Genomic DNA, 19826 nt, shown 5'->3' on the forward strand with positions numbered 1-19826 from the left:
AGATATTTTTGTCTTTTATTTTTTTTATGCATAGTTTTGTCCTGTCAATCATCAAAACGCGCGGATCATTGCACAATAATAAAAGACAAAAAGGTATTAATATATTCATTATGACAACCGAACAAAAAACACTCATTACCGCAACCGTACCAATACTGAAGGAAAACGGCGTACTGCTAACCAAATATTTCTACAACCGGATGTTCACCCATCACCCCGAACTCAAGAATATGTTTAATATGGGGAACCAGCAGAGCGGAAAACAGCAAACTGCTTTAGCCATGGCCGTACTGGCCTATGCCGAACATATAGCCGATCCAACGATACTGCTCCCTGTAGTCGACCGTATTGGCCAAAAACACATTAGTCTGGATATTCGTCCCGAACATTATATTATAGTGGGCAGKCACCTGATAGCCTCTATACAGGAAGTTTTGGGCGATGCCGCTACCCCCGAAATTGTAGATGCCTGGACAGCCGCTTATAATCAGCTGGCTAAGCTTATGTCGGGCCATGAGGCTAATTTATATGAACAGCAAACCAACCGGACTAATGGCTGGACAGGCTGGCGCCCTTTTAAAGTAGGTAAAAAAGTAACAGAATCTGCCGAGATCACCTCGTTTTACCTTTATCCTGCCGATGGAGGCAAGGTAGCGCCACACCAACCGGGGCAGTTTATCAGTATACGCTTGTTTTTGCCACAGCTTAACCTGAAACAAGCCAGGCAATACAGCGTATCAAGCACCCCAGGCCATGAATACTATCGCATCTCTGTAAAGCGGGAAAAAGGAGTCAACCTGGATACCAACGGCATGATCAGCAATCAGCTTCATGACTTTATTAATAAAAACGATATTGTTGACCTTACCGCACCGGCAGGTAATTTTACACTGGCCGCTAATATTGATGCACCGGTTACCCTCATTAGCGGTGGCGTTGGTATTACGCCATTATTGAGCATGCTACATAGCCTGGTTGAAAATGACTACGCCCATCCCATCACCTGGCTTCATGGCTGCCGTGATCAGTCGGTACATGCTTTCAGGAACCAGCTCAATGATATTGTGAAAACAAAGAACAACGTAAAGCAACACGTTTTTTATAACCAGGTAACTGACGAAAACAGGGCAGCAGGCGTTTTAGAAGGTTACCTGGATATTAGCAAAGTACCCTCGCTAAACCTCCAGCCCAATGCGCATTATTTTATTTGCGGCCCTTCCGCGTTTATTCAAAAGCAATATCATGACCTGGTTGGGGCCGGGGTAAATAAACAACACATCTATTTTGAAGAGTTTGGCCCGCAACTGCTCTCCTTAAATTAATTAAATAATACTTGCAAAAAGCCGGCGTTAAGCCGGCTTTTGTTTTAAATACCTTGATTGTTAAAGCCATTATAATTCTACCACTATCTTGCCCCTGGTTTTACCGCCCTCTACCTTTTCATGCGCGGCAGGGATATCTTCAAAACTAAATATATCGGATATGTGCGATCTCAGGCTGCCATTTTCCAATAGTTTGGCTATTTGCTTCATGTCTTCACCGTTTGATTCCACTGCCAGCCTGTAGGCCTGTACTTCTTTTGATTTGGCTTTTTCCGCATTTTCGCCTTCAAAAAAGGCAAGCAGACTTACTACACGGCCCCCATGTTTAACAGCATCTAATGACCTCAATATATGATCACCAGGAATGCCATCAAGTACCGCATCAGCGTCCTGTACCGTTTCCTCAAATTTTTCCTTACTGTAATCAATAAATTCGTCAGCACCCAGTGCTAATATAAAATCTTTGCTCGTTGCCGATCCTGTACCTATTACATAGGCGCCAAAATGTTTGGCTATCTGGACGGCATAATGCCCCACGCCACCTGCGGCCGAATGGATCAGCACTTTGTCGCCCGGTTTTACTTTGGCATAGGTAACCAGTGCCTGCCACGCGGTTAATGCGGCAAGTGAGGCAGCCGCGGCTTCGTTATGTGATATGCTGGCTGGTTTTATAGCCAGGTGGCTTACAGGGGCTGCTACATACTCGGCGTAAGCTTTGGCATGGCCGGGGAATTTTACCATTCCAAATACATCGTCGCCAATTTTCAGATCGGTTACTTCGTCACCAACTTCCACAACCGTACCAGAAACATCCCATCCCAGTATCATTTGTTCGCCGGGCTCTATTAGCAATTTTCTTTTCACGTACGCCTCGTTTTTCCTTACAAAACCATCAACCGGATTAATGCCTATAGACCGGGTTTTTATCAAAACTTCATCGGCCTTAATAACCGGTTTGTCAATTTCCTTTAAAATTAGCTTATCGGTACCACCGTTTTCTGTTAATATTATAGCTTTCATGTTATCTTTATTTTGTATACCCAAATGTCGGACAAAGCCACGGGCCAATTCCGGTACAATTTTGGGATAAAAACGTAGTTTTAAAGGATATGCAAACCCGACATCTCTTTCAGCCTTTTGATATCCACTTGCTGAGATCGAACGAATGCCCGATGAAGGTACATCAGCATACTTTTTTTGAGCTGGTTTATATTATTGAGGGCGAGGGCATACATAACATCAATGGTAACGCTTTAAAATACGGGCCGGGCAGCCTGTATTTGCTTAGTCCGATGATGGTTCATCATTTTACCGTGGAGCAGCTTACGTCCTTTGTGTTTGTATGCTTTAATAACATCTATATAAAAGGAGTATTTACTAAGGATGAACAGCATAACTCCGGAAACTGGCTGCAAAAGCTGGAATATATTTTTCAGAGCAAACAGGATCAGGGCGCTATTATTAAAAACGAAAGAGATAAACCGTTAACAGCTGCCATTATAGATGCTATTGTTGCTGAATATGAACTGGGGCAAGACATGATGAAAGATGTGGTACAGCAACTCATCAATACGTTAATTACTATTGTAGCCAGGAATATTACCATTAAGTGTGATGCGAAAACAGGTGGCGATACTGTTGCCCTGCAGATCATTAACTATATACACCTGAATATTTATGACCCCGAAAAACTGAAGGCCGAAAACATTGCCGATCTTTTTAATATCTCCACCAACTACATCAGCGAATACTTTAAAAAGCAAACCGGCGAAAATCTGCAGCAGTTTATCATCAATTATAAATTGTCATTAGCCGAAACCAGGTTGCGCCACAGCAATATGCGGCTGAATGAAATTGCCTCTGAACTTGGCTTTACCGATGAAAGCCACCTGACCAAAACATTTAAGAAATACAGGGGGGAATCGCCTGCCCAGTTCAAAAAGAATATCAGGACAGCCGATCAAACAGAAAAATTTTTACCCGCTTAAAAACAGACTCACACTTTATATATTTTCATGGCCCGTTTCAGAGAATTTACTTTTAAAAAATTTGGCTTTTTTGATTTCCAACAAGATATCCTCAACCAGTTGAAATCAGGCGATTATAGCGGTTTTATTAAAATAGTTTTTGTAAAAGCCGGTGGCCAGGTAATTATTGACTTTACCGACTATCAGCTGGAGGAGGATGCTCTATTTTTTATCAACGTGGGGCAATACTATCAATTTGGCGAACACTGTTCAGGTACGATGATCTATTACAACCGCGATTTTTATTGTGTAGAAATACATGATAAAGAAGTGGCCTGCGATGGTATCCTCTTTCATAATGTATACGAGATCCCCGTTGTGTTAATGAGTGCCCAGGAATCGCTTAATATGCAGCAGATCATTGGAGAAATGAAAGTAGAAATTGAGCGTAATGATAGCTCCATGGAAGAAATGCTGCGTATTTTACTAAAACAGCTTATTATTAAAGCTACCCGGTTATGGAAACGGAAACACCAGGTAATTACTGAAGATGCCCATGCAGAAGCTGAGTTTTCAAGAACCTTTAGCCAACTGGTGGAGTGGCATTATACCAAACACCATACCGTAGCCGACTATGCCGATCTGCTCAACATAAGTCCGAAGGCGCTGAATAAACGTATAACCCGTTACAGCAATACTTCCCCAAATGACATTATCAAAAACCGCATCATCATGGAGGCCAAAAGATTGCTGGTGCACACTACTTTAAGCGTAAAGGAGATAGGTTATAAATTAGGTTATGATGATCCCTCCTATTTTATCCGCCTGTTTAGCAAACAGGCAGATGCTTCACCGCAGAGTTTCAGAATAAAATACCAGGCTCCCCAACCCCCTGAAGGGGGAGCTTTTTGAATAATAAACCGAGAAAAGGCAGTTTTGCCTGGTTTTGAGTAGACTCACCCCGACATCGCTGCGCTTGTCGACTCTTCGCCTTCGCCGGAGGAGGGTTGAGGAGATTTTTTTCTTTGATCTTTTGTCTAACTATCCTTCATCAATTTTCAAAGCCCCCTCTTTGCGCCGAAGGCGAAGAGAGGGATGGCGAGCGAAGCAAAGCCAGGGTGAGTAGTTTGCAAGCAAATCAAAAAGTTCCCCCTTCAGGGGGTAGAGGGCCTCCAGGGGAAAAATGTGCTATATATGTCTAAAATTGTGCATTGAGTTGCTTTAATTGGCAATGTATCTTTGTTATGTTCAAACGAATAATCAACTATTAAAAACATATACAGCATGAAAACTCAAAACACCCCCAACAAACCTGCTTCAGTTATTTTAACACTTAGCACAGGCCAAACAAATGTTCAACCTATTGATCCGCAGCAAGATCCAAACATTGAAAGTAATATTAAGGCATTTTTGAAAGTGCTTAATTCAGGTAACGGCAAACCACTTGAAGAGCTTTCGCCAAAAGATGCACGTGCCGTGCTGACAGGTGCTCAGGAATCAGTAAAGTTTGATTACTCCGATATCACCATTACCGAAAAAACAATTACCGCCGATGGCGGCGAGCCCATCAAATTACATATTGTTAAGCCCGCTAATGCAACAGGTGTGTTGCCGGTGTTCATGTTTTTCCATGGTGGTGGCTGGGTGCTTGGCGATTTCCCTACCCATCAGCGCCTCGTTCGCGATATTGTGGTAGCATCAGGCGCGGCAGCAGTGTTTGTAAATTACACCCCATCGCCCGAAGCTCAATATCCTACAGCTATTAATCAGGCCTATGCCGCTACAAAATGGGTTGCTGAAAACGGCAGCGAGATCAACGTTGACGGTAAAAACTTAGCAGTAGCAGGTAACAGTGTTGGTGGTAACATGGCCGCCGTGGTTGCCCTCATGGCAAAAGAAAAAAAGGGACCCGAAATTAAATTGCAGGTACTCTTATGGCCCGTAACCAATGCCGATTTTGAAACAGAGTCATACAACAAATATGCTACAGATCGTTTCCTGACTAAAAGTGTTATGAAATGGTTCTGGGATAATTACACTACCGATCCTGAAAAACGTAAAGAAATATATGCATCGCCATTACAAGCAACCCTTGAACAATTAAAAGGCTTGCCTCCTGCAGTAGTAGCAGTAGCCGAAAACGATGTGCTGCGCGATGAAGGTGAAGCTTACGCCCGCAAGTTGGACGAAGCTGGTGTTAAAGTAAAATCAATGCGCTACAATGGCATGATCCACGACTGGGGATTGCTTAACCCTATAGCTCATGTTCCCGGCACTCAGGCTGTTGTGGTTCAGGCTGGTACTGAAATTAAAAACGCGCTTGCCAAATAAACCCAGGCAAACACAGCTAATAAAAATCCCGGCTGCTTATAGCCGGGATTTTTTGTTTTAATATATTTGCCGCCTACCTATAAAATATACACAAATGGAATATTCAAAAAACTACGTGGCAAAGGATGAGCACATAGATGTTCAGGAAATTATGGACGGCCTCTATTATCCGTTTTATATGGAGTATTGCAGGCACGATTACGTCCGCGAGGTGCTGGGCTTTGATTTTGACACCGAAGCAAAAAATGGCGTATATATGGTTTTATCGAACTATAGCATCAGCTTTTTAAGGTCATTAAAAAAGGGCGATGAGTTTAAGGTTACCTGTGACCTATTCGCCGACAAGGCGGGTGCGCCTAAATTACATTTTAAACAGTCTATTATCTTAAACAACAAGGTAATGACCAAAGCCGTATTTACCGGCACCTGCGTACCTGCAACCGGCGGCAGACCATATCTGCCTGCATCGGTGCTTGAAAAAATAAAGGATGCCCCTGTACTGGAAGTTTAAATCAATTTCAATTTCCCCCGTAAAAATTCTCTTGGTTTAATCACCAAGAGAATTTTACGTATAAGGCCATCGGTCGAAACTTACAGGCAAATAACTATCTTTGCCGCCATGAATATCCTGATCCTCGGTTCAGGCGGAAGAGAAAGTGCCTTCGCCTGGAAAATATCGCAAAGCCCTAAATGCCAAAAACTGTTTATTGCACCCGGTAATGCCGGTACACAACAATATGGCACAAATGTTAACCTTAAGGTTACCGACTTTGCGGGTATTAAAGCTTTTGTTTTAAGCAATGGCATTAACCTGGTATTGGTTGGCCCCGAGGAGCCGCTGGTAAAAGGTGTTCACGATTTTTTTCTGGCAGATGATCAGCTGAAAAGCATCCCGGTTATTGGACCACAGCAAGAGGCCGCTCAGTTGGAAGGCAGTAAGGATTTTTCAAAACAGTTTATGCAAAAGCATAACATACCAACCGCGGCCTACAAAACTTTCACCAAAGATACCCTGCAGGAAGGTCTTACTTACCTGGCTACGGCTGGTTTACCGGTTGTATTAAAAGCCGACGGCCTGGCAGCTGGTAAGGGTGTTTTGATATGCACCACGCTGGAAGAAGCCCGGCTTGAACTAACCGAAATGCTTGCCGAAGCTAAGTTTGGCGAAGCCAGTTCAAGGGTTGTGGTTGAACAATTTTTACAAGGCATTGAGCTTTCGGTTTTTGTAATGACCGATGGTACACATTATAAAATACTCCCCGAAGCCAAAGATTACAAACGTATTGGCGAGGGCGATACCGGCCTGAATACAGGTGGCATGGGTTCCGTTTCGCCGGTGCCGTTTGCTGATGCCGCCTTTATGCAAAAGGTAGAGGAAAGGGTGATCATTCCAACTGTTGAGGGTTTAAAAAAGGAAAATATTCCTTACAAGGGCTTTATCTTCATTGGCCTTATGAACAGCGATGGTGAGCCATGGGTAATTGAATATAACTGCCGCATGGGCGATCCTGAAACAGAAAGTGTTATGCCGCGCATTGAGTCGGACTTTGTTGATCTGCTGTTGGGCGTTGCCGAAGGTAATCTGAATGAAAAAGAATTAATTATAAGCGATAAAACCGCGGCCACCGTAGTGATGGTTGCAGGCGGCTATCCCGGTGAGTACATGAAGAACAAAGTAATAACCGGAACAGAGAATGTACGTGATTCGATAGTTTTTCATGCCGGTACAAGTATCGATGGTGAAAATGTGATAACCACAGGCGGCCGGGTTTTAGCTATAACCACTCTGCAGGATAATATGTTCGCCGCCCTGCAGCAAGCCACTGCCGATACCAGCCGTATTTATTATGATGGCATGTATTTCAGGCGCGATATTGGGTTTGACTTATTGTAGTTCATTGGTTTATTGGTTCATTAAACTTTTAATTTCTAACAATGTCATTTCGACGAGGTACGAGGAGAAACTACCTCTTGAGCGATAGCGAAAAATCTTATGCTACATAAAAAACACAGCGTATAAGATTTCTCCGTACGCAAACGCTCAAAACCACCCTCCGTTCGTCGAAATGACAAGTTTAATATACACATATAAAAAAGCCAGATCATATTGAATTGATCTGGCTTTTTTTATGAAGTGGTTACTAATGAAAAAGTGAACTAATGAACCAATTAAATCTTCCCGAATATTTCGGCCAGTTTAGCTTCCAGGTCATCACCTCTCAGATTTTTAGCGATGATCTTTCCATTAGGATCGAGTAGAAAATTTTGAGGAATACCGCGTACTGCATACAAAGCGGCGGCCTTGCTATCCCAAAACTTAAGGTCAGATACCTGATTCCAGGTTAAGCCATCTTTATGTATAGCTGCTAACCATTTTTCTTTAGCGTTTGGCCTGTCAAGCGATACACCCAAAATAGTAAATTTCTGATTTTTATAATGATTGTAAGCTTGTACTACATTAGGATTCTCCCTGCGGCACGGACCACACCATGAGGCCCAAAAGTCAATCAAAACATATTTACCCCTGAAAGACGACAGCTTGATGACCTTACCGCTGGTATCGGCCTCAGCAAATTCAGGTGSGGTTGCGCCTAATGCCACAGCCTTTAACTTAGGCATTCGCTCGGCAAACTTTTTACCGGCTTCGCTTTGTTTCAAAGCCGGAGATAAGGCATTGAACAATGGCTCAATATCCACATAATCGGCACTGTAGGCAAATGATTCCAGTGCATTTAAGCTGATAAATGAATCAGGGTTTTCCTGGATGAATTTTTTATCTGTAGCGGCACTCTGCTGGTCTATCGCTTTTTCATCGGCTTTCGTCTGCTTAATAAACTCCGGCGAATTTTGCTGCTCGGGTGTGGCTGCTTTTTGTTTATCATCCAGTGCTTTGTAAGCATCATTTATTGGCTTTTGCACCAGTTGGTATTTCTCGTTTTCCAGGTTGGTTTTGGTCCCTTCAATCTTTGCATTAGCCAATAAATCGGTTGTAGTTACGGTAATAATACCCGGTTCCAGATAAATGGAGCGATAATCCACAGCATCGTGTACCCCGGTGCCTTTAGCATTAAAAGCGATATCAGCATAATTGGGGTTACTGCCGGCTACACCTGTAAACTGAAATTTACCATCTTTTAGGGTAGCAGAATCAATCACCGTTTTGCCCTTAACACGATATTCGAGATATACTTTGGCCGGGGCATTATTTTCGCCTATTTTACCTTGTACGGTATATTTGGCATTCTGTGCAAAAACAATAGCAGGCAGGCCTGCTATTGCCATTAAGATTATTTTTTTTATTGCGCTAATGTTCATAACGCAAATTAGTATTATTTCAATTATCTAAATACTTATTAATTAAAATATTGCAAATAAAATTCGCCCGTATGTATACAGTTGGATACTATATTTTCCCAAACAATTCCTGCAGTTTGGCGTCAAGGTCTTCGCCGCGCAGGTTTTTAGCAATGATCTTTCCGTTAGGATCAATCAGGTAATTTTGCGGGATAGAGCTTACCTGGTAAAGCGCGGCGGCCGCGTTGTTCCAGAATTTAAGGTCAGATACCTGTGTCCAGGCCAGGCCGTCGTTCTTAATAGCATCAAGCCATGCCGATTTACCTTCAGGCTTATCAAGCGATACACCAACTACAGTAAAGTTTTTTACTTTGTATTTGTTATAGTTGCGTACCACGTTAGGGTTTTCCTGTCTGCAGGGGCCGCACCATGATGCCCAAAAATCAAGCAGCACATACTTACCTCTGAATGATGATAGTTTAACCGGCGCACCATTTACATCGTTTTGTATAAAATCGGGAGCTACAGCACCAATTGCGGTTACTTTTAAACCATCAATACCATGTTTTAGGTTTTTACCTGCTTCGGTATCCTTTAAACTTTGTGACAGGCCATTAAACAACGGCTCAATTTCATTTGGATCAGGCGCAGGGCCACCTACCGAGTTAATGGCCAGCAGGCTCAAATAGCTATTGGGGTTATTGGTAATAAAGTTTTTAAGCGCGGCTTTTTGCTCGGCCTGGATATTCTTATACCGGGCTTGCATCCTGCTTTGAAAATCAGGCGCTTTTTGCTGCTCGGGCGTGGCTGCTTTTGCTTCGGTCATTAATGCCTGTGCCTTTTTATTAATAACGGTCAGTTGTGAGGTAAGCTTTCTGTTATCGTCATTTAAAGGCGACCCTGTAATTTGTGCTTTTGATATCGAATCTTTACTGTTGATAGTTATTGTTCCTTTTTCAAGAAAAAGATTCAGATCATCAGCTGTTTTTGATGGTCCGCCATCAGCATAATTCAGCTGTACATATTTGGCAAGACCAATACCTTTGTAATCAAGCGCCAAAGTTGCATTCACCGGATTTAATAAACTACCGGTAAAGCTAAAAGCACCATTGGCAACATTTGCCGAATCCACCACGTTATTGGCGCCTAACTGATATATCAAATACACTTTAGCCGGAGCACCGATGGTACCCAGCTTACCATTAACAGTAAAAGTATCGGAGGTTTGGGCAAATGCCATTGCTGGCAACATGGCTGCTATGCAAAAAAACAATTTCTTCATCAGAGTATAAAAACTATAAGCTTTGTTAACGTTAAAAAGCTGTGTGAATTATAATTATTAATATAATATTATTAGTTTAATTTTTGATAAGTGCGCCACCACAGATCAGGCAGTTCACCTGATGCGGCCATTTTATAATCATCATAACTGCAGGGAACCAGGTGAAAACGCTCATTACGTGAACCTCCTGATGGATATGGTACCTGCATCCACCAGCGGTCTGATTTTTTGCTTTTCACAAATACCACCTCCTGATCTTCATGTTTTAAACTTGTTTTATAAATAAGGTATTGATTTTTGGGATTAAGCGGAAAATCGCGTTTGCGGTTATATACCCCTTCTACAAAATACCATATCATTTGTGCCAGCAGTGTCGCGGTTTGTCCGTTGCTGTCATAAGCCGGATTAAACTCATAAAAGCCTATGGAGCTTAGCTTGTCATTAAAACCTGCATAACGGCACAGCTGGCAGGCTTCTTCACCGTAAAACCCATTGGGCGTGGCGTTTGCATTGCCCATAGCATCTGAGGAGCGGATAGCACCCACATCAAAACTGATCATACTGGCATTACGGATGGCGGGTTCTGTAATGGCCACCTTTCCGCTCAGTTCGCCAAGGCGGTGTACATCAAAATAAAGCTTATCCATTACCCGCAGGCTTTCCTGGCTGGCAAAATAAGTTTGATAACCCAGATTGCTGTAATTGAACAAATAATTGGGCTCGTGTAAAAATATTTTATTGAGATATGATTGCGAGGTAGTTTCCATAGTGTCCTGGGTTTCATCCTCGTCCAGGTCAAAATGCGAATCGATCACTACCAGGTCAACCTTTTGTTCCAGGTCTTCATAACCCAGGTATTGCGCGTAGGTGAGGTCCTGCCCGCCACCCAGTATAATGGGAATAATGTCTTTTTTTATCAGTTCGCCTACTACGGTTTTAAGCGCGAAGTAGGTATCAGTAACCGTGGCCCCGGCGCGTATATTACCCAGGTCGGCAATTTTTACGCTGTAGCCGCCCTCATGAAGCAGGTAAAGTTTTTCGCGAATGTAATCAGGCCCAAGCGCACAACCAGGATTATCTATGGCATTCCGGTCGTCCATAACGCCGATAATGGCCAGGTCTGTTTTCTCCTCCAGATCAGGAAAATCAACAGAATAATGCACAATTTTATCGCCAAGCTGGCTGGTATAATACCCCTTTTTAGGAGCGATCTTTTTAAGATCAATAGGTGTAAAAAAATCAGCTAAGGACATAATGTTTCAAATGTGCAGATTCCAGATGTGCAAATGTGCAGATTTTTTGTCTGAACCTGAATTAAAGAATTTAATGAATTATCAGAGTCATTTACTCGTCTGCAAGTTTTGAAATTTGCAAATATAAATTTCAAACATTTATAATCACATTTGCAATATGATTTTAGTTACTGGCGCTACGGGTTTTTTAGGGGCCGAACTGGCAAAACTGCTGGTTAGTTCAGGGGCACGGATTCGCTGCACCAAAAGGAGTAGTTCCAAAATACCTGCTTTGCTGAACCCTTTTCATGACCTTATAACATGGGTTGATGCCGACATGATGGATGTATTTGCGCTTGCTGACGCCCTGGAAGGCATTACCCAGGTTTACCATTGCGCGGCATGGGTATCGTTAAAAGAGGCTGATAAAAAGCCGATGATCAACACCAACGTTACCGGAACAGCCAATTTGGTTAATTTGTGCGCAGAACGGGGCATACGCATAGTTCATGTAAGTTCCATAGCGGCAATTGGCGTAGCTAAACCCGGCGAACTGATCACGGAGAACCATCACCTGGAGCAGTCGGCCGATAATGATGGTTATGCCATATCAAAACTGGAAAGCGAAATGGAGATTTGGCGCGGCATTGCCGAAGGTTTGGATGCGGTAATTGTAAACCCCTCCCTTATTTTAGGCGTCAGCGCCGGCACAACTGGTACCGGAGCTTTGTTCGAGACCGTACGTAAGGGCCTCAAATTTTACACCGGCGGCAGCGGAGGTTTTGTTGATGTGGAAGATGTAGCCAAGTGTATGGTAGCTCTCATGAACAGCGACATCACTGCCGAACGCTACATCATCAGTGCCGAAAACTATACTTATAAAGCAATGACCACCGAAATCGCCAGCGGCTTCAGCATAAAACCACCGGCAAAATTAGCCAAACCCTGGATGATGGGCCTGGCCTGGCGCGGCGCGGCCATTATCGCGGCGTTAACTGGTAAAGATCCTGCCATTGATAAAACATCGGCCCGGGCTGCTTCACAGATCCGCAAGTTTGATAATTCCAAAATTAAGGAAGCTATTAATTTTAAATTTAAACCGGTGAGTGAAACGATAGCGGAGGTTTGTAAGGCGCTGGGGAATAAAGGTAAATGAAAGGTTTATATGTTGTAGGTGGAATAGTTAGCCTCGGAATAGGGGTATATATAGTTTTTACTCATGGGAGAAAATTTTTAAAAGGAGAATTTCAAGATCAAGGCTACGATATTAAAATGTTTTTTACAGGAATTGGGGCCATCATTTTAGGTATCGGGTTAATTATAAACTACATATAAATATAGCTATTCAATAAACAATCTTTCGTTCTTTATATACACCCAATGTCATTTCGACCGTAGGGAGAAATCTTATGCACTTGAAATGCCCTGCGTATAAGATCCCTCCTCATTCCTCGTTCGGGATGACATTTGCTTTGATCCATCACTCACATTCCATTATCCTCATAACGTCAATATATTAAACTCCTTCCCGCTCATCAGCAAAAAATTTCGCACATTTGCACCCAAGATGGAGCAGTACTTTATTATTGATTTCGACAGCACGTTTACACAGGTTGAGGCCCTTGACGAACTGGCCCGCATTTCTCTCAAAAATCATCCCGACCGCGAGGATATTTATAAACAGATTGAAGATTTGACCAATGCCTCAATGGAGGGTAAACTATCCTTTACACAAAGTTTAGAGGCAAGGGTAAAACTGTTGCAGGCCAACCGCGATCATTTAAAGCAACTCATCACCCATCTTAAGAAAAAGGTATCCACCTCGTTTTCGCGCAATACCATATTCTTTAAAAATCACCAGGATGAAGTATTGATCGTATCGGGTGGTTTCAAGGAATTTATTACCCCGGTAGTTACCGAATATCACATAAAAAAAGAAAATATTTACGCCAACACTTTTGTATTTGACGATGATGGCAACATCATTGGGTATGACAGGGAAAACCCGCTTTCGCAGGAAGGTGGCAAGGTAAAATTACTGAAAGAGCTGCAATTGCCCGGTGATATTTATGGCATTGGCGATGGCTATTCTGATTTCCAGCTAAAGGAATCGGGCATGATCAAAAAATTCTTTGCCTTTACCGAAAATATCGAACGTAAATCAGTAGCCGAAAAGGCTGACCATATTACACCCAGTTTTGATGAGTTTCTGTACCTTAACAAACTGCCGCGGGCCATATCATACCCCAAAAATCGCATCAAATGCCTGATAGTAGGTGATGTAGACGAAGACGCCCTGGCCCAGATGAAGAAAGAAGGTTATAACCTACGCCACCGCGAAAGCATTGAAGAAAAATACCTGGAAGAAGCAGGCGTTTTATTTTGTGATGAAGCCAATCAGCCCAACCCGGAGCAGATCCAGAATGCCGGCCGGCTTAAAGTAATAGGTATTTTTGGCAAAAGTAACCGCAAACTTGCCGATACTGCCACCGATTGCGGCATCATTATATTTGACGACCCCAAGCATAACCCGCACAATAATGATTTTATCCCCCGCCGGGTAATGGCTTTCATGAACGAGGGTAAAACACATACCAGTTGCAACTTTCCGGATCTGCAACCGCCGCGTATAAACAATGCCCACCGTTTAATACATATCCACAAAAACATACCTGGCATACTGGCCAAAATAAACGATGTATTTGCCCGCCACAACATTAATATTGTGGGTGAGTTTTTGGTTACCAATGCGCAGATAGGTTACGTAATTACCGATGTAAATACCGGCTATGATGCCCAGGTACTTAACGAGCTAAAAGCCATTGAACATACTATAAAGTTTAGGTTGCTGTATTAGATAATCTGTTGCGGGGGTCGGGTTGCCAGGGTCGGGTTTGAACCTTGGTAAAGATGTTTTTCATGTTTTACAAATCCCCTCGAACCACGCAACACGAAACCCGAACCACAACTACACTAATCCTCAAACGGCACTACCAATACGGGCACTTTAGAGTGGCGTACCACCTCTTCGGCTACACTGCCTGATAATAGCCTTTCAAAACCAGAGCGCTTATGGGTTCCTACAACTATGAGGTCAGCTTTAAACTCTTTGCTGCAATCAATTATTCCGTCGGCTCTTGAACCGTATTGCATATAGGTTGTTATCTCCAACCCGTCTCCAAACTCCTTTATAATACGTTCAATGAGTATTTCAGATTGAGTAGTTTGTATGTCTGTTAATTCGGCTTCCTGTATGCCCAGGGTACTATCCATTGGTATCCCGGTTAAATTATCTCCGGGAGTGGGAGGTATAATAGTAGGTTCAATAATATGAACCAAACCTACCGCCGCCTTATAACTGCGGGCTACATCAAAGCCATATGCTGCTGCATTGTGCGCATAAGCGCTATCGTCAATACCAATAATTACTTTACTGATCTTCATAGGGTTTAAGCTTTAATTTTTCTGCACCAAAATTTTCTGAGCACATTTGCTATAAAGACATTTACTCCTCTAAAAAGTTTATATTTTTTGCAGATACTTACCAGATTACAGCAAACACCGCCCACAACATTACAGATAACCCAATTTTATTACCTTTGATCATGCATTTCCATCCTGAAATTGAAGATCGCCTGGCACGCTTGCAAGAAAAATATGAAGCTATGGGGCAGGATATGAACTCCTACCTTGACGGTTTGCTACATGCCGATTTTTTAACCTATTGGGATTATATCCATCTGGATACCCTGCTTAGCCTGCAAAACCCTAAAACGCCGTTCCCTGACGAAGAGATATTTATCATATACCACCAGATCACCGAACTGTATTTTAAGCTGGCCTTACATGAGTGCCGCCAAATTGCAGAGGCCCAACCCTTAACCGCCGAGTTTTTTACCGCAAGGTTAAAACGAATTAACCGGTATTTTGAAGCGCTTACCCAATCGTTCGAGATCATGGTTGATGGAATGGAGAAGGAACAGTTCTTGAAATTCCGGATGTCATTACTCCCTGCCAGTGGATTTCAGTCGGGCCAATACCGCATGATCGAGATATACGCTACCGATTTTATAAACCTGGTAGCCAAGGATAAGCGCGAAGAACTAAGCAATGCCCCCATCGAAGATCAGTTTGAATACCTGTACTGGAAATTTGGTGCCACCGAGCTATCGACCGGTAAAAAAACACTCACCCTTAAACAGTTCGAAAAAAAATATTCAAAGACTTTTATTGAATTGGGCAAAGCCAATGTTAACCATAATTTTAATGCACTTGCCCTGCAGTTTAAATCAGCCGGGCAATTATACCCTGAGCTGCAAACAGAATTAAAACGACTGGATGTCAACGTAAATGTGAACTGGCCATTATCGCATTATAAATCGGCCGTGCGCTACCTGAACCGCGAGCCCGAGGAGATCAAAGCCACAGGTGGTACCAACTGGCAAAAATACCTGCCACCGCGTTTCCAGAAACGCATATTTTACCCATCTTTATGGACCGATGAGGAAGTAGAAAACTGGGGCAAAGCCTGGGTAGATAACGTACTGGGGTAAAAGCCCCTCTAAATCTCCCCTGAAGGGGAGACTTTAAACATCCATTCATTCTATGAGATCCTGAACTTGTTTCAGGATCTTATAGAATGAGTATCTTGCATGTTGTACACTTTACATGTGGGGTGCCGAAACAAATTCGGCATGACGATATTTGATAACAAAAATGCCACCTGCAAAACAAGTGGCATTTTTTATTTTTTTCCATTGCCGGTGTCTCCACAGGCAATAATTGCTTACCAAACTTTTACCTGTTCATTTTCTGCACGGTAAAGTTTATCGCCTGGTTTTATGTCAAACGCTTTGTAAAATGCCGGGGTGTTTGATAGCGGACCATTTACCCTGTACATTTCGGGTGAGTGCGGGTCAACGCTGATCCGCATACGCATCGTTTCGTCGCGGGTTTTTATACGCCATACCTGACCAAACGACAGGAAGAAACGCTGATCGGGTGTAAAACCATCTATCTTTTTATCACTCTTGCCCTGGGCAGTGTTTTTAAATGCTTCGTAAGCTATGGCCACCCCACCAATATCAGCCAGGTTTTCGCCCTGGGTAAGGCTGCCATTTACATGCAGGTTGTTCAACACGGTAAATTTGTTGTATTGCTCAATCATTATTTGCACCCGGCTTTTAAATTTGTCGGCATCCTGTTTGGTCCACCAATCTTTCAGGTTACCATCTTTATCATACTGGCGGCCCTGATCATCAAAACCATGGGTCATTTCATGGCCAATTACAGCACCAATAGCACCATAGTTAATGGCATCATCCGCATCCTTATCAAAGAAAGGGAACTGCAATATACCCGCCGGGAACACGATCTCGTTAAAGGTTGGGTTGTAGTAAGCGTTAACCGTTGGCGGTGTCATTCCCCATTCGGTTTTGTCAACCGGTTTACCTACCTTTTTAATCATCTCGTTATATCTGTGGCGGGCCATTGATTCCTGATTCTTATAATAGGTATCCTTGCTAATCTCTACATCATCATAGTTCTTCCATTTATCAGGATAACCTATTTTTTTGGTAAAGGCTGCTAATTTGGCAAGCGCTTTTTCTTTTGTCTCAGGGCTCATCCAATCCAGCTTTTCAATACGCGATTTATATACAGTCTGCAGGTTATTCACCAGGGTCAGCATACGCTGCTTGGCATCAGGAGTAAAATATTTTTCAACGTATAATTGCCCCAGCAGTTCGCCAAGACCACCATCAATCGATTCAATAACGGTTTTCCAGCGTTCCTGCTGTTGTTTTTGTCCGCTCAATGTTTTACCATTAAATTCAAAGTTGGCATCCCTAAAACTTTTACCCAGGCTGGTTGATGCGTTATCCAAAGCGGTAAAAGCAGCTTTATCTTTCCAAATATCAATTGGCTGCGTTTTTAGCAAATCGTCCAATGCTTTGAGATATTGAGGCTGACCAACCAAAACGGTGTCGGCGTTTAGTTCCATACGCTTAAAAGCATCTTTCAAATCAATATCAGGAATTTGCTTTTGGAGGTCGGCCACGGCAAATTTGTTATAATTTTTAACCGGATCGCGCAGTTCGGTTGGTGTCAGGTGCGATTTGGCAATAGCCGTTTCGAGTTTTAAAATACCATCGGCCCTTTTAATAGCACTTGCTCCATCGATGCCTGTTAATGTAAACAACTTAGCTATATATCTAAGGTACGCCGCGCGTATTTTAACTGTAGCCGAGTCGGTATTAAAATAATAATCCCTGTTGGGCAAACCTAAACCAGCCTGATCAAAATGGGCAATATTATGGGTACTTATCCTGTCATCGGGCGATACAGAAAATCCGAACAAAAAGCCGTCGCCATTTTTGTAGCCATCGGCAGCAACACTTACCAATTGTTTGTAATTGGTTACTGCATTAATTTTTGCTAACAATGGCTTAACAGGTTCATAGCCAAGCTTCTCAATACCAAGCGTATCCATACCACTGATATAAAGATCGGCTACCTTTTGCTCTTTACTTCCAGCCGCGTTATTCTGTTTAATTGCTTCTTCCAGTATTTTATGCAGATTTCTCTGATTGTCATCATATAAGGTATAAAATGAGCCCCAGCCTCTTTGCGATGGCGGTATTTCTGTTTTCTTTAACCAATTACCGCTGGCGTACAAATAAAAGTTGTCACCTGGTTTTACGGTAGTGTCCATGCCGGTTTTATCAAAAAACACGGTCCGCTTAGAAACATCGTCTGTCGATGATTCCTGATTTTTCTGGTTACATGATACCCAAATAATAGCAGGAATAACCGCTAAAGTCCATTTTGTAATTCTCATAAACTAATTCTTTTAAAATTAATAGACGTAAAAAACCTAAAAGCCTAAGATATAAAGATGAATTGATATTACTAAGACGCTGTTGATATATCTGTTATACAACAGATTTTACTTCAACCGCTGGTGGTTGTATCTGATTTAACGAGAGGGGGATGAGTTTTTTGGTTTTAAGGTAGGTGACACCCACTATGAGCATGGTCATGCTGCCGCCAAATATTACAGCCGGTACCGTTCCCAGTAAACGGGCGGCGGTTCCTGACTCAAAAGCGCCAATTTCGTTTGATGAGCCGATGAACATTTGGTTTACAGCTGATACACGGCCTCGCATATGATCAGGTGTTAAAAGCTGCATAATAGTACCTCGAATGATTACGCTGATGCTATCAAAAGCTCCCTCGGTAAATAAAAACAGCAGCGAAAGGTAAAAGCTGCGCGATAAACCAAAGCAAATGATGGACAGACCAAAACCTGTAACCGCGATAAGTAAGTTACGCCAGGGCTTACCCATAGGCGAGAAACGCGCCATAGCCAGCATGGTTAAAACAGCTCCCAATGATGATGTTGCACGCATAATACCCAGACCTTCGGCGCCTACTTTTAATATTTCGTTGGCAAATACTGGTAAAAGCGCTACCGCACCACCAAAAAACACCGAGAAAAGGTCAAGACTCATAGCCCCGATCATCATTTTATTATGGAACACAAAGTGTATCCCTTCTGACAGGCTTTTCCAGATACTCTCTTTTGGGATGAATACCGGCGGATATTTACGCAGCATAAAAACCAGCACCAATGATATGATCATGAACAGGATGATAACGGCAAATGTTGCGGTGATACCAGTTAATCCTGGTATAATTTTATCGGCATAACCATAAATAAGCCCCCCGGTTGCCGGCCCAACAATGGATGCTATCTGCCAACTCGAACTGCTCCAGGTACTGCCATTGGGGTAAACTTCTTTAGGGATGCTATGTGCGTAAACGGTAAAAGTAGCAGGGCCATAAAATGCCCGGGCAACACCATTACAAAATATCATGGAGTAAATGATGGGCACTATCCAACTGGTATGAATAATACCGCTCATGCTTTTAAGCGTAACAGTAAACATCACCGACGAGGTGATGATAACCATAGCGAATATGATGAGCAGCATCTTCCGTTTTTCAGACTTATCAGCAATATAGCCGCCGTATAGCGCGATGCCTATTGCCGGTATAGCCTCGAACAAACCCACCAGGCCAAGCGCGAAAACACTTTTAGTGATCTGGTAAATATAAAAGCCGATAACAACAGCCTGCATTTGATATGCAAAGGTGAAACAAAAGCGCATCCCGACGTAAGACCTGAAATCTTTATATCGCAATGCTGCAAAGGAATCAATTTTGGGAGTACTACTACCTTCTTCGGTCACTATGTTGATTTAGATGTGCTGCAAATTTACAATACGGTTTTGGGATTTAGTAGCACGATTTAAGGTTTTTATAGGTTTTTTTGATGTGCCGGTTAAATCCGCCCCTGCTATGAGATCCCCTCTTGAGGGGGCGCGAGGATTTGTGG

Annotated in this window: 17 protein-coding genes; 10 read left to right on the plus strand and 7 right to left on the minus strand. The window is 42.8% G+C overall.

What is annotated here, in order from left to right; translation table 11 throughout:
• The first annotated feature begins 110 nt into the window (after nt 1–110).
• A complete protein-coding gene (hmpA, locus tag AC1DRQ_RS12575; protein WP_477424814.1) occupies nt 111–1322 on the plus strand; it encodes an NO-inducible flavohemoprotein in 1212 nt (403 codons plus the stop codon).
• Between the two features lie 69 nt (nt 1323–1391).
• Here the strand turns inward: hmpA and AC1DRQ_RS12580 are convergent, their stop codons facing one another.
• Nucleotides 1392–2342: an NADP-dependent oxidoreductase gene (locus AC1DRQ_RS12580; protein WP_477424816.1), complete on the minus strand. Its 951-nt coding sequence runs from the start codon at nt 2340–2342 to the stop codon at nt 1392–1394.
• A gap of 89 nt (nt 2343–2431) precedes the next feature.
• Between AC1DRQ_RS12580 and AC1DRQ_RS12585 the strand changes: the two genes are divergently transcribed.
• The 5 genes from AC1DRQ_RS12585 (at nt 2432) to purD (ending at nt 7514) form a co-directional block, all read left to right on the plus strand.
• Nucleotides 2432–3310, plus strand: a complete 879-nt coding sequence (locus AC1DRQ_RS12585; RefSeq protein WP_477424818.1) for an AraC family transcriptional regulator — start codon at nt 2432–2434, stop codon at nt 3308–3310.
• A gap of 27 nt (nt 3311–3337) precedes the next feature.
• A complete protein-coding gene (locus AC1DRQ_RS12590; RefSeq protein ID WP_477424820.1) occupies nt 3338–4201 on the plus strand; it encodes a helix-turn-helix domain-containing protein in 864 nt (287 codons plus the stop codon).
• Between the two features lie 372 nt (nt 4202–4573).
• The gene (locus AC1DRQ_RS12595; RefSeq protein ID WP_477424822.1) at nt 4574–5620 is read left to right on the plus strand and encodes an alpha/beta hydrolase; all 1047 of its coding nucleotides are present in this window, start codon (nt 4574–4576) and stop codon (nt 5618–5620) included.
• A 94-nt stretch (nt 5621–5714) separates the two neighbouring features.
• Nucleotides 5715–6131 (plus strand): acyl-CoA thioesterase, encoded by a 417-nt coding sequence (locus AC1DRQ_RS12600; RefSeq protein ID WP_477424824.1) that lies wholly within the window; start codon nt 5715–5717, stop codon nt 6129–6131.
• Between the two features lie 108 nt (nt 6132–6239).
• Nucleotides 6240–7514 carry a phosphoribosylamine--glycine ligase gene (gene purD, locus AC1DRQ_RS12605; protein WP_477424826.1) on the plus strand — a complete coding sequence of 425 codons (1275 nt, stop codon included), beginning with the start codon at nt 6240–6242 and terminating at the stop codon, nt 7512–7514.
• Between the two features lie 275 nt (nt 7515–7789).
• Here purD and AC1DRQ_RS12610 read toward each other — a convergent pair whose 3' ends face one another.
• From AC1DRQ_RS12610 to AC1DRQ_RS12620, 3 genes are all read right to left on the minus strand, one after another.
• Complete coding sequence (locus tag AC1DRQ_RS12610; RefSeq protein ID WP_477424829.1) at nt 7790–8902, minus strand: redoxin domain-containing protein; 1113 nt, start codon at nt 8900–8902, stop codon at nt 7790–7792.
• Nucleotides 8903–9023: 121 nt separating this feature from the next.
• Nucleotides 9024–10196 carry a redoxin domain-containing protein gene (locus AC1DRQ_RS12615; protein WP_477424831.1) on the minus strand — a complete coding sequence of 391 codons (1173 nt, stop codon included), beginning with the start codon at nt 10194–10196 and terminating at the stop codon, nt 9024–9026.
• Nucleotides 10197–10267: 71 nt separating this feature from the next.
• Nucleotides 10268–11449, minus strand: coding sequence for a formimidoylglutamase (locus tag AC1DRQ_RS12620; protein WP_477424833.1), 1182 nt, complete (start codon nt 11447–11449; stop codon nt 10268–10270).
• 157 nt (nt 11450–11606) lie between these two features.
• Here AC1DRQ_RS12620 and AC1DRQ_RS12625 point away from each other — a divergent pair, with 157 nt between their 5' ends.
• From AC1DRQ_RS12625 to AC1DRQ_RS12635, 3 genes are all read left to right on the plus strand, one after another.
• Complete coding sequence (locus AC1DRQ_RS12625; protein WP_477424835.1) at nt 11607–12584, plus strand: SDR family NAD(P)-dependent oxidoreductase; 978 nt, start codon at nt 11607–11609, stop codon at nt 12582–12584.
• Complete coding sequence (locus AC1DRQ_RS12630) at nt 12581–12763, plus strand: hypothetical protein (RefSeq protein WP_477424837.1); 183 nt, start codon at nt 12581–12583, stop codon at nt 12761–12763. Before AC1DRQ_RS12625 ends, AC1DRQ_RS12630 begins: the two co-directional genes overlap by 4 nt.
• A 232-nt stretch (nt 12764–12995) precedes the next feature.
• Nucleotides 12996–14285, plus strand: a complete 1290-nt coding sequence (locus tag AC1DRQ_RS12635; RefSeq protein ID WP_429400321.1) for an HAD-IB family phosphatase — start codon at nt 12996–12998, stop codon at nt 14283–14285.
• A gap of 116 nt (nt 14286–14401) precedes the next feature.
• On the opposite strand, the gene AC1DRQ_RS12640 is transcribed toward AC1DRQ_RS12635, so the two are convergent.
• Nucleotides 14402–14872 carry a universal stress protein gene (locus tag AC1DRQ_RS12640; protein ID WP_429400282.1) on the minus strand — a complete coding sequence of 157 codons (471 nt, stop codon included), beginning with the start codon at nt 14870–14872 and terminating at the stop codon, nt 14402–14404.
• Nucleotides 14873–15033: 161 nt separating this feature from the next.
• Between AC1DRQ_RS12640 and AC1DRQ_RS12645 the strand changes: the two genes are divergently transcribed.
• Nucleotides 15034–15981, plus strand: coding sequence for a tryptophan 2,3-dioxygenase family protein (locus tag AC1DRQ_RS12645; RefSeq protein ID WP_477424840.1), 948 nt, complete (start codon nt 15034–15036; stop codon nt 15979–15981).
• 233 nt (nt 15982–16214) lie between these two features.
• On the opposite strand, the gene AC1DRQ_RS12650 is transcribed toward AC1DRQ_RS12645, so the two are convergent.
• Nucleotides 16215–18266, minus strand: a complete 2052-nt coding sequence (locus tag AC1DRQ_RS12650; protein ID WP_477424842.1) for a M13 family metallopeptidase — start codon at nt 18264–18266, stop codon at nt 16215–16217.
• Nucleotides 18267–18360: 94 nt separating this feature from the next.
• The gene (locus tag AC1DRQ_RS12655; RefSeq protein WP_477424844.1) at nt 18361–19680 is read right to left on the minus strand and encodes an MFS transporter; all 1320 of its coding nucleotides are present in this window, start codon (nt 19678–19680) and stop codon (nt 18361–18363) included.
• Nucleotides 19681–19826 lie beyond the last annotated feature (146 nt).

The organism is Mucilaginibacter sp. P4_E8 (assembly GCF_056401495.1).

What these genes read in the sequence shown, in the direction of transcription:
- AC1DRQ_RS12590 (WP_477424820.1), top strand. Translation starts at nt 3,338, where the DNA reads ATGGCCCGTTTCAGAGAATTTACTTTTAAAAAATTTGGCTTTTTTGAT.
- AC1DRQ_RS12585 (WP_477424818.1), top strand. Translation starts at nt 2,432, where the DNA reads ATGCAAACCCGACATCTCTTTCAGCCTTTTGATATCCACTTGCTGAGA.
- AC1DRQ_RS12640 (WP_429400282.1), bottom strand. Translation starts at nt 14,872, where the DNA reads ATGAAGATCAGTAAAGTAATTATTGGTATTGACGATAGCGCTTATGCG.
- purD (WP_477424826.1), top strand. Translation starts at nt 6,240, where the DNA reads ATGAATATCCTGATCCTCGGTTCAGGCGGAAGAGAAAGTGCCTTCGCC.
- AC1DRQ_RS12635 (WP_429400321.1), top strand. Translation starts at nt 12,996, where the DNA reads ATGGAGCAGTACTTTATTATTGATTTCGACAGCACGTTTACACAGGTT.
- AC1DRQ_RS12630 (WP_477424837.1), top strand. Translation starts at nt 12,581, where the DNA reads ATGAAAGGTTTATATGTTGTAGGTGGAATAGTTAGCCTCGGAATAGGG.
- AC1DRQ_RS12595 (WP_477424822.1), top strand. Translation starts at nt 4,574, where the DNA reads ATGAAAACTCAAAACACCCCCAACAAACCTGCTTCAGTTATTTTAACA.
- AC1DRQ_RS12645 (WP_477424840.1), top strand. Translation starts at nt 15,034, where the DNA reads ATGCATTTCCATCCTGAAATTGAAGATCGCCTGGCACGCTTGCAAGAA.
- AC1DRQ_RS12580 (WP_477424816.1), bottom strand. Translation starts at nt 2,342, where the DNA reads ATGAAAGCTATAATATTAACAGAAAACGGTGGTACCGATAAGCTAATT.
- AC1DRQ_RS12620 (WP_477424833.1), bottom strand. Translation starts at nt 11,449, where the DNA reads ATGTCCTTAGCTGATTTTTTTACACCTATTGATCTTAAAAAGATCGCT.
- AC1DRQ_RS12615 (WP_477424831.1), bottom strand. Translation starts at nt 10,196, where the DNA reads ATGAAGAAATTGTTTTTTTGCATAGCAGCCATGTTGCCAGCAATGGCA.
- AC1DRQ_RS12600 (WP_477424824.1), top strand. Translation starts at nt 5,715, where the DNA reads ATGGAATATTCAAAAAACTACGTGGCAAAGGATGAGCACATAGATGTT.
- AC1DRQ_RS12625 (WP_477424835.1), top strand. Translation starts at nt 11,607, where the DNA reads ATGATTTTAGTTACTGGCGCTACGGGTTTTTTAGGGGCCGAACTGGCA.
- AC1DRQ_RS12650 (WP_477424842.1), bottom strand. Translation starts at nt 18,266, where the DNA reads ATGAGAATTACAAAATGGACTTTAGCGGTTATTCCTGCTATTATTTGG.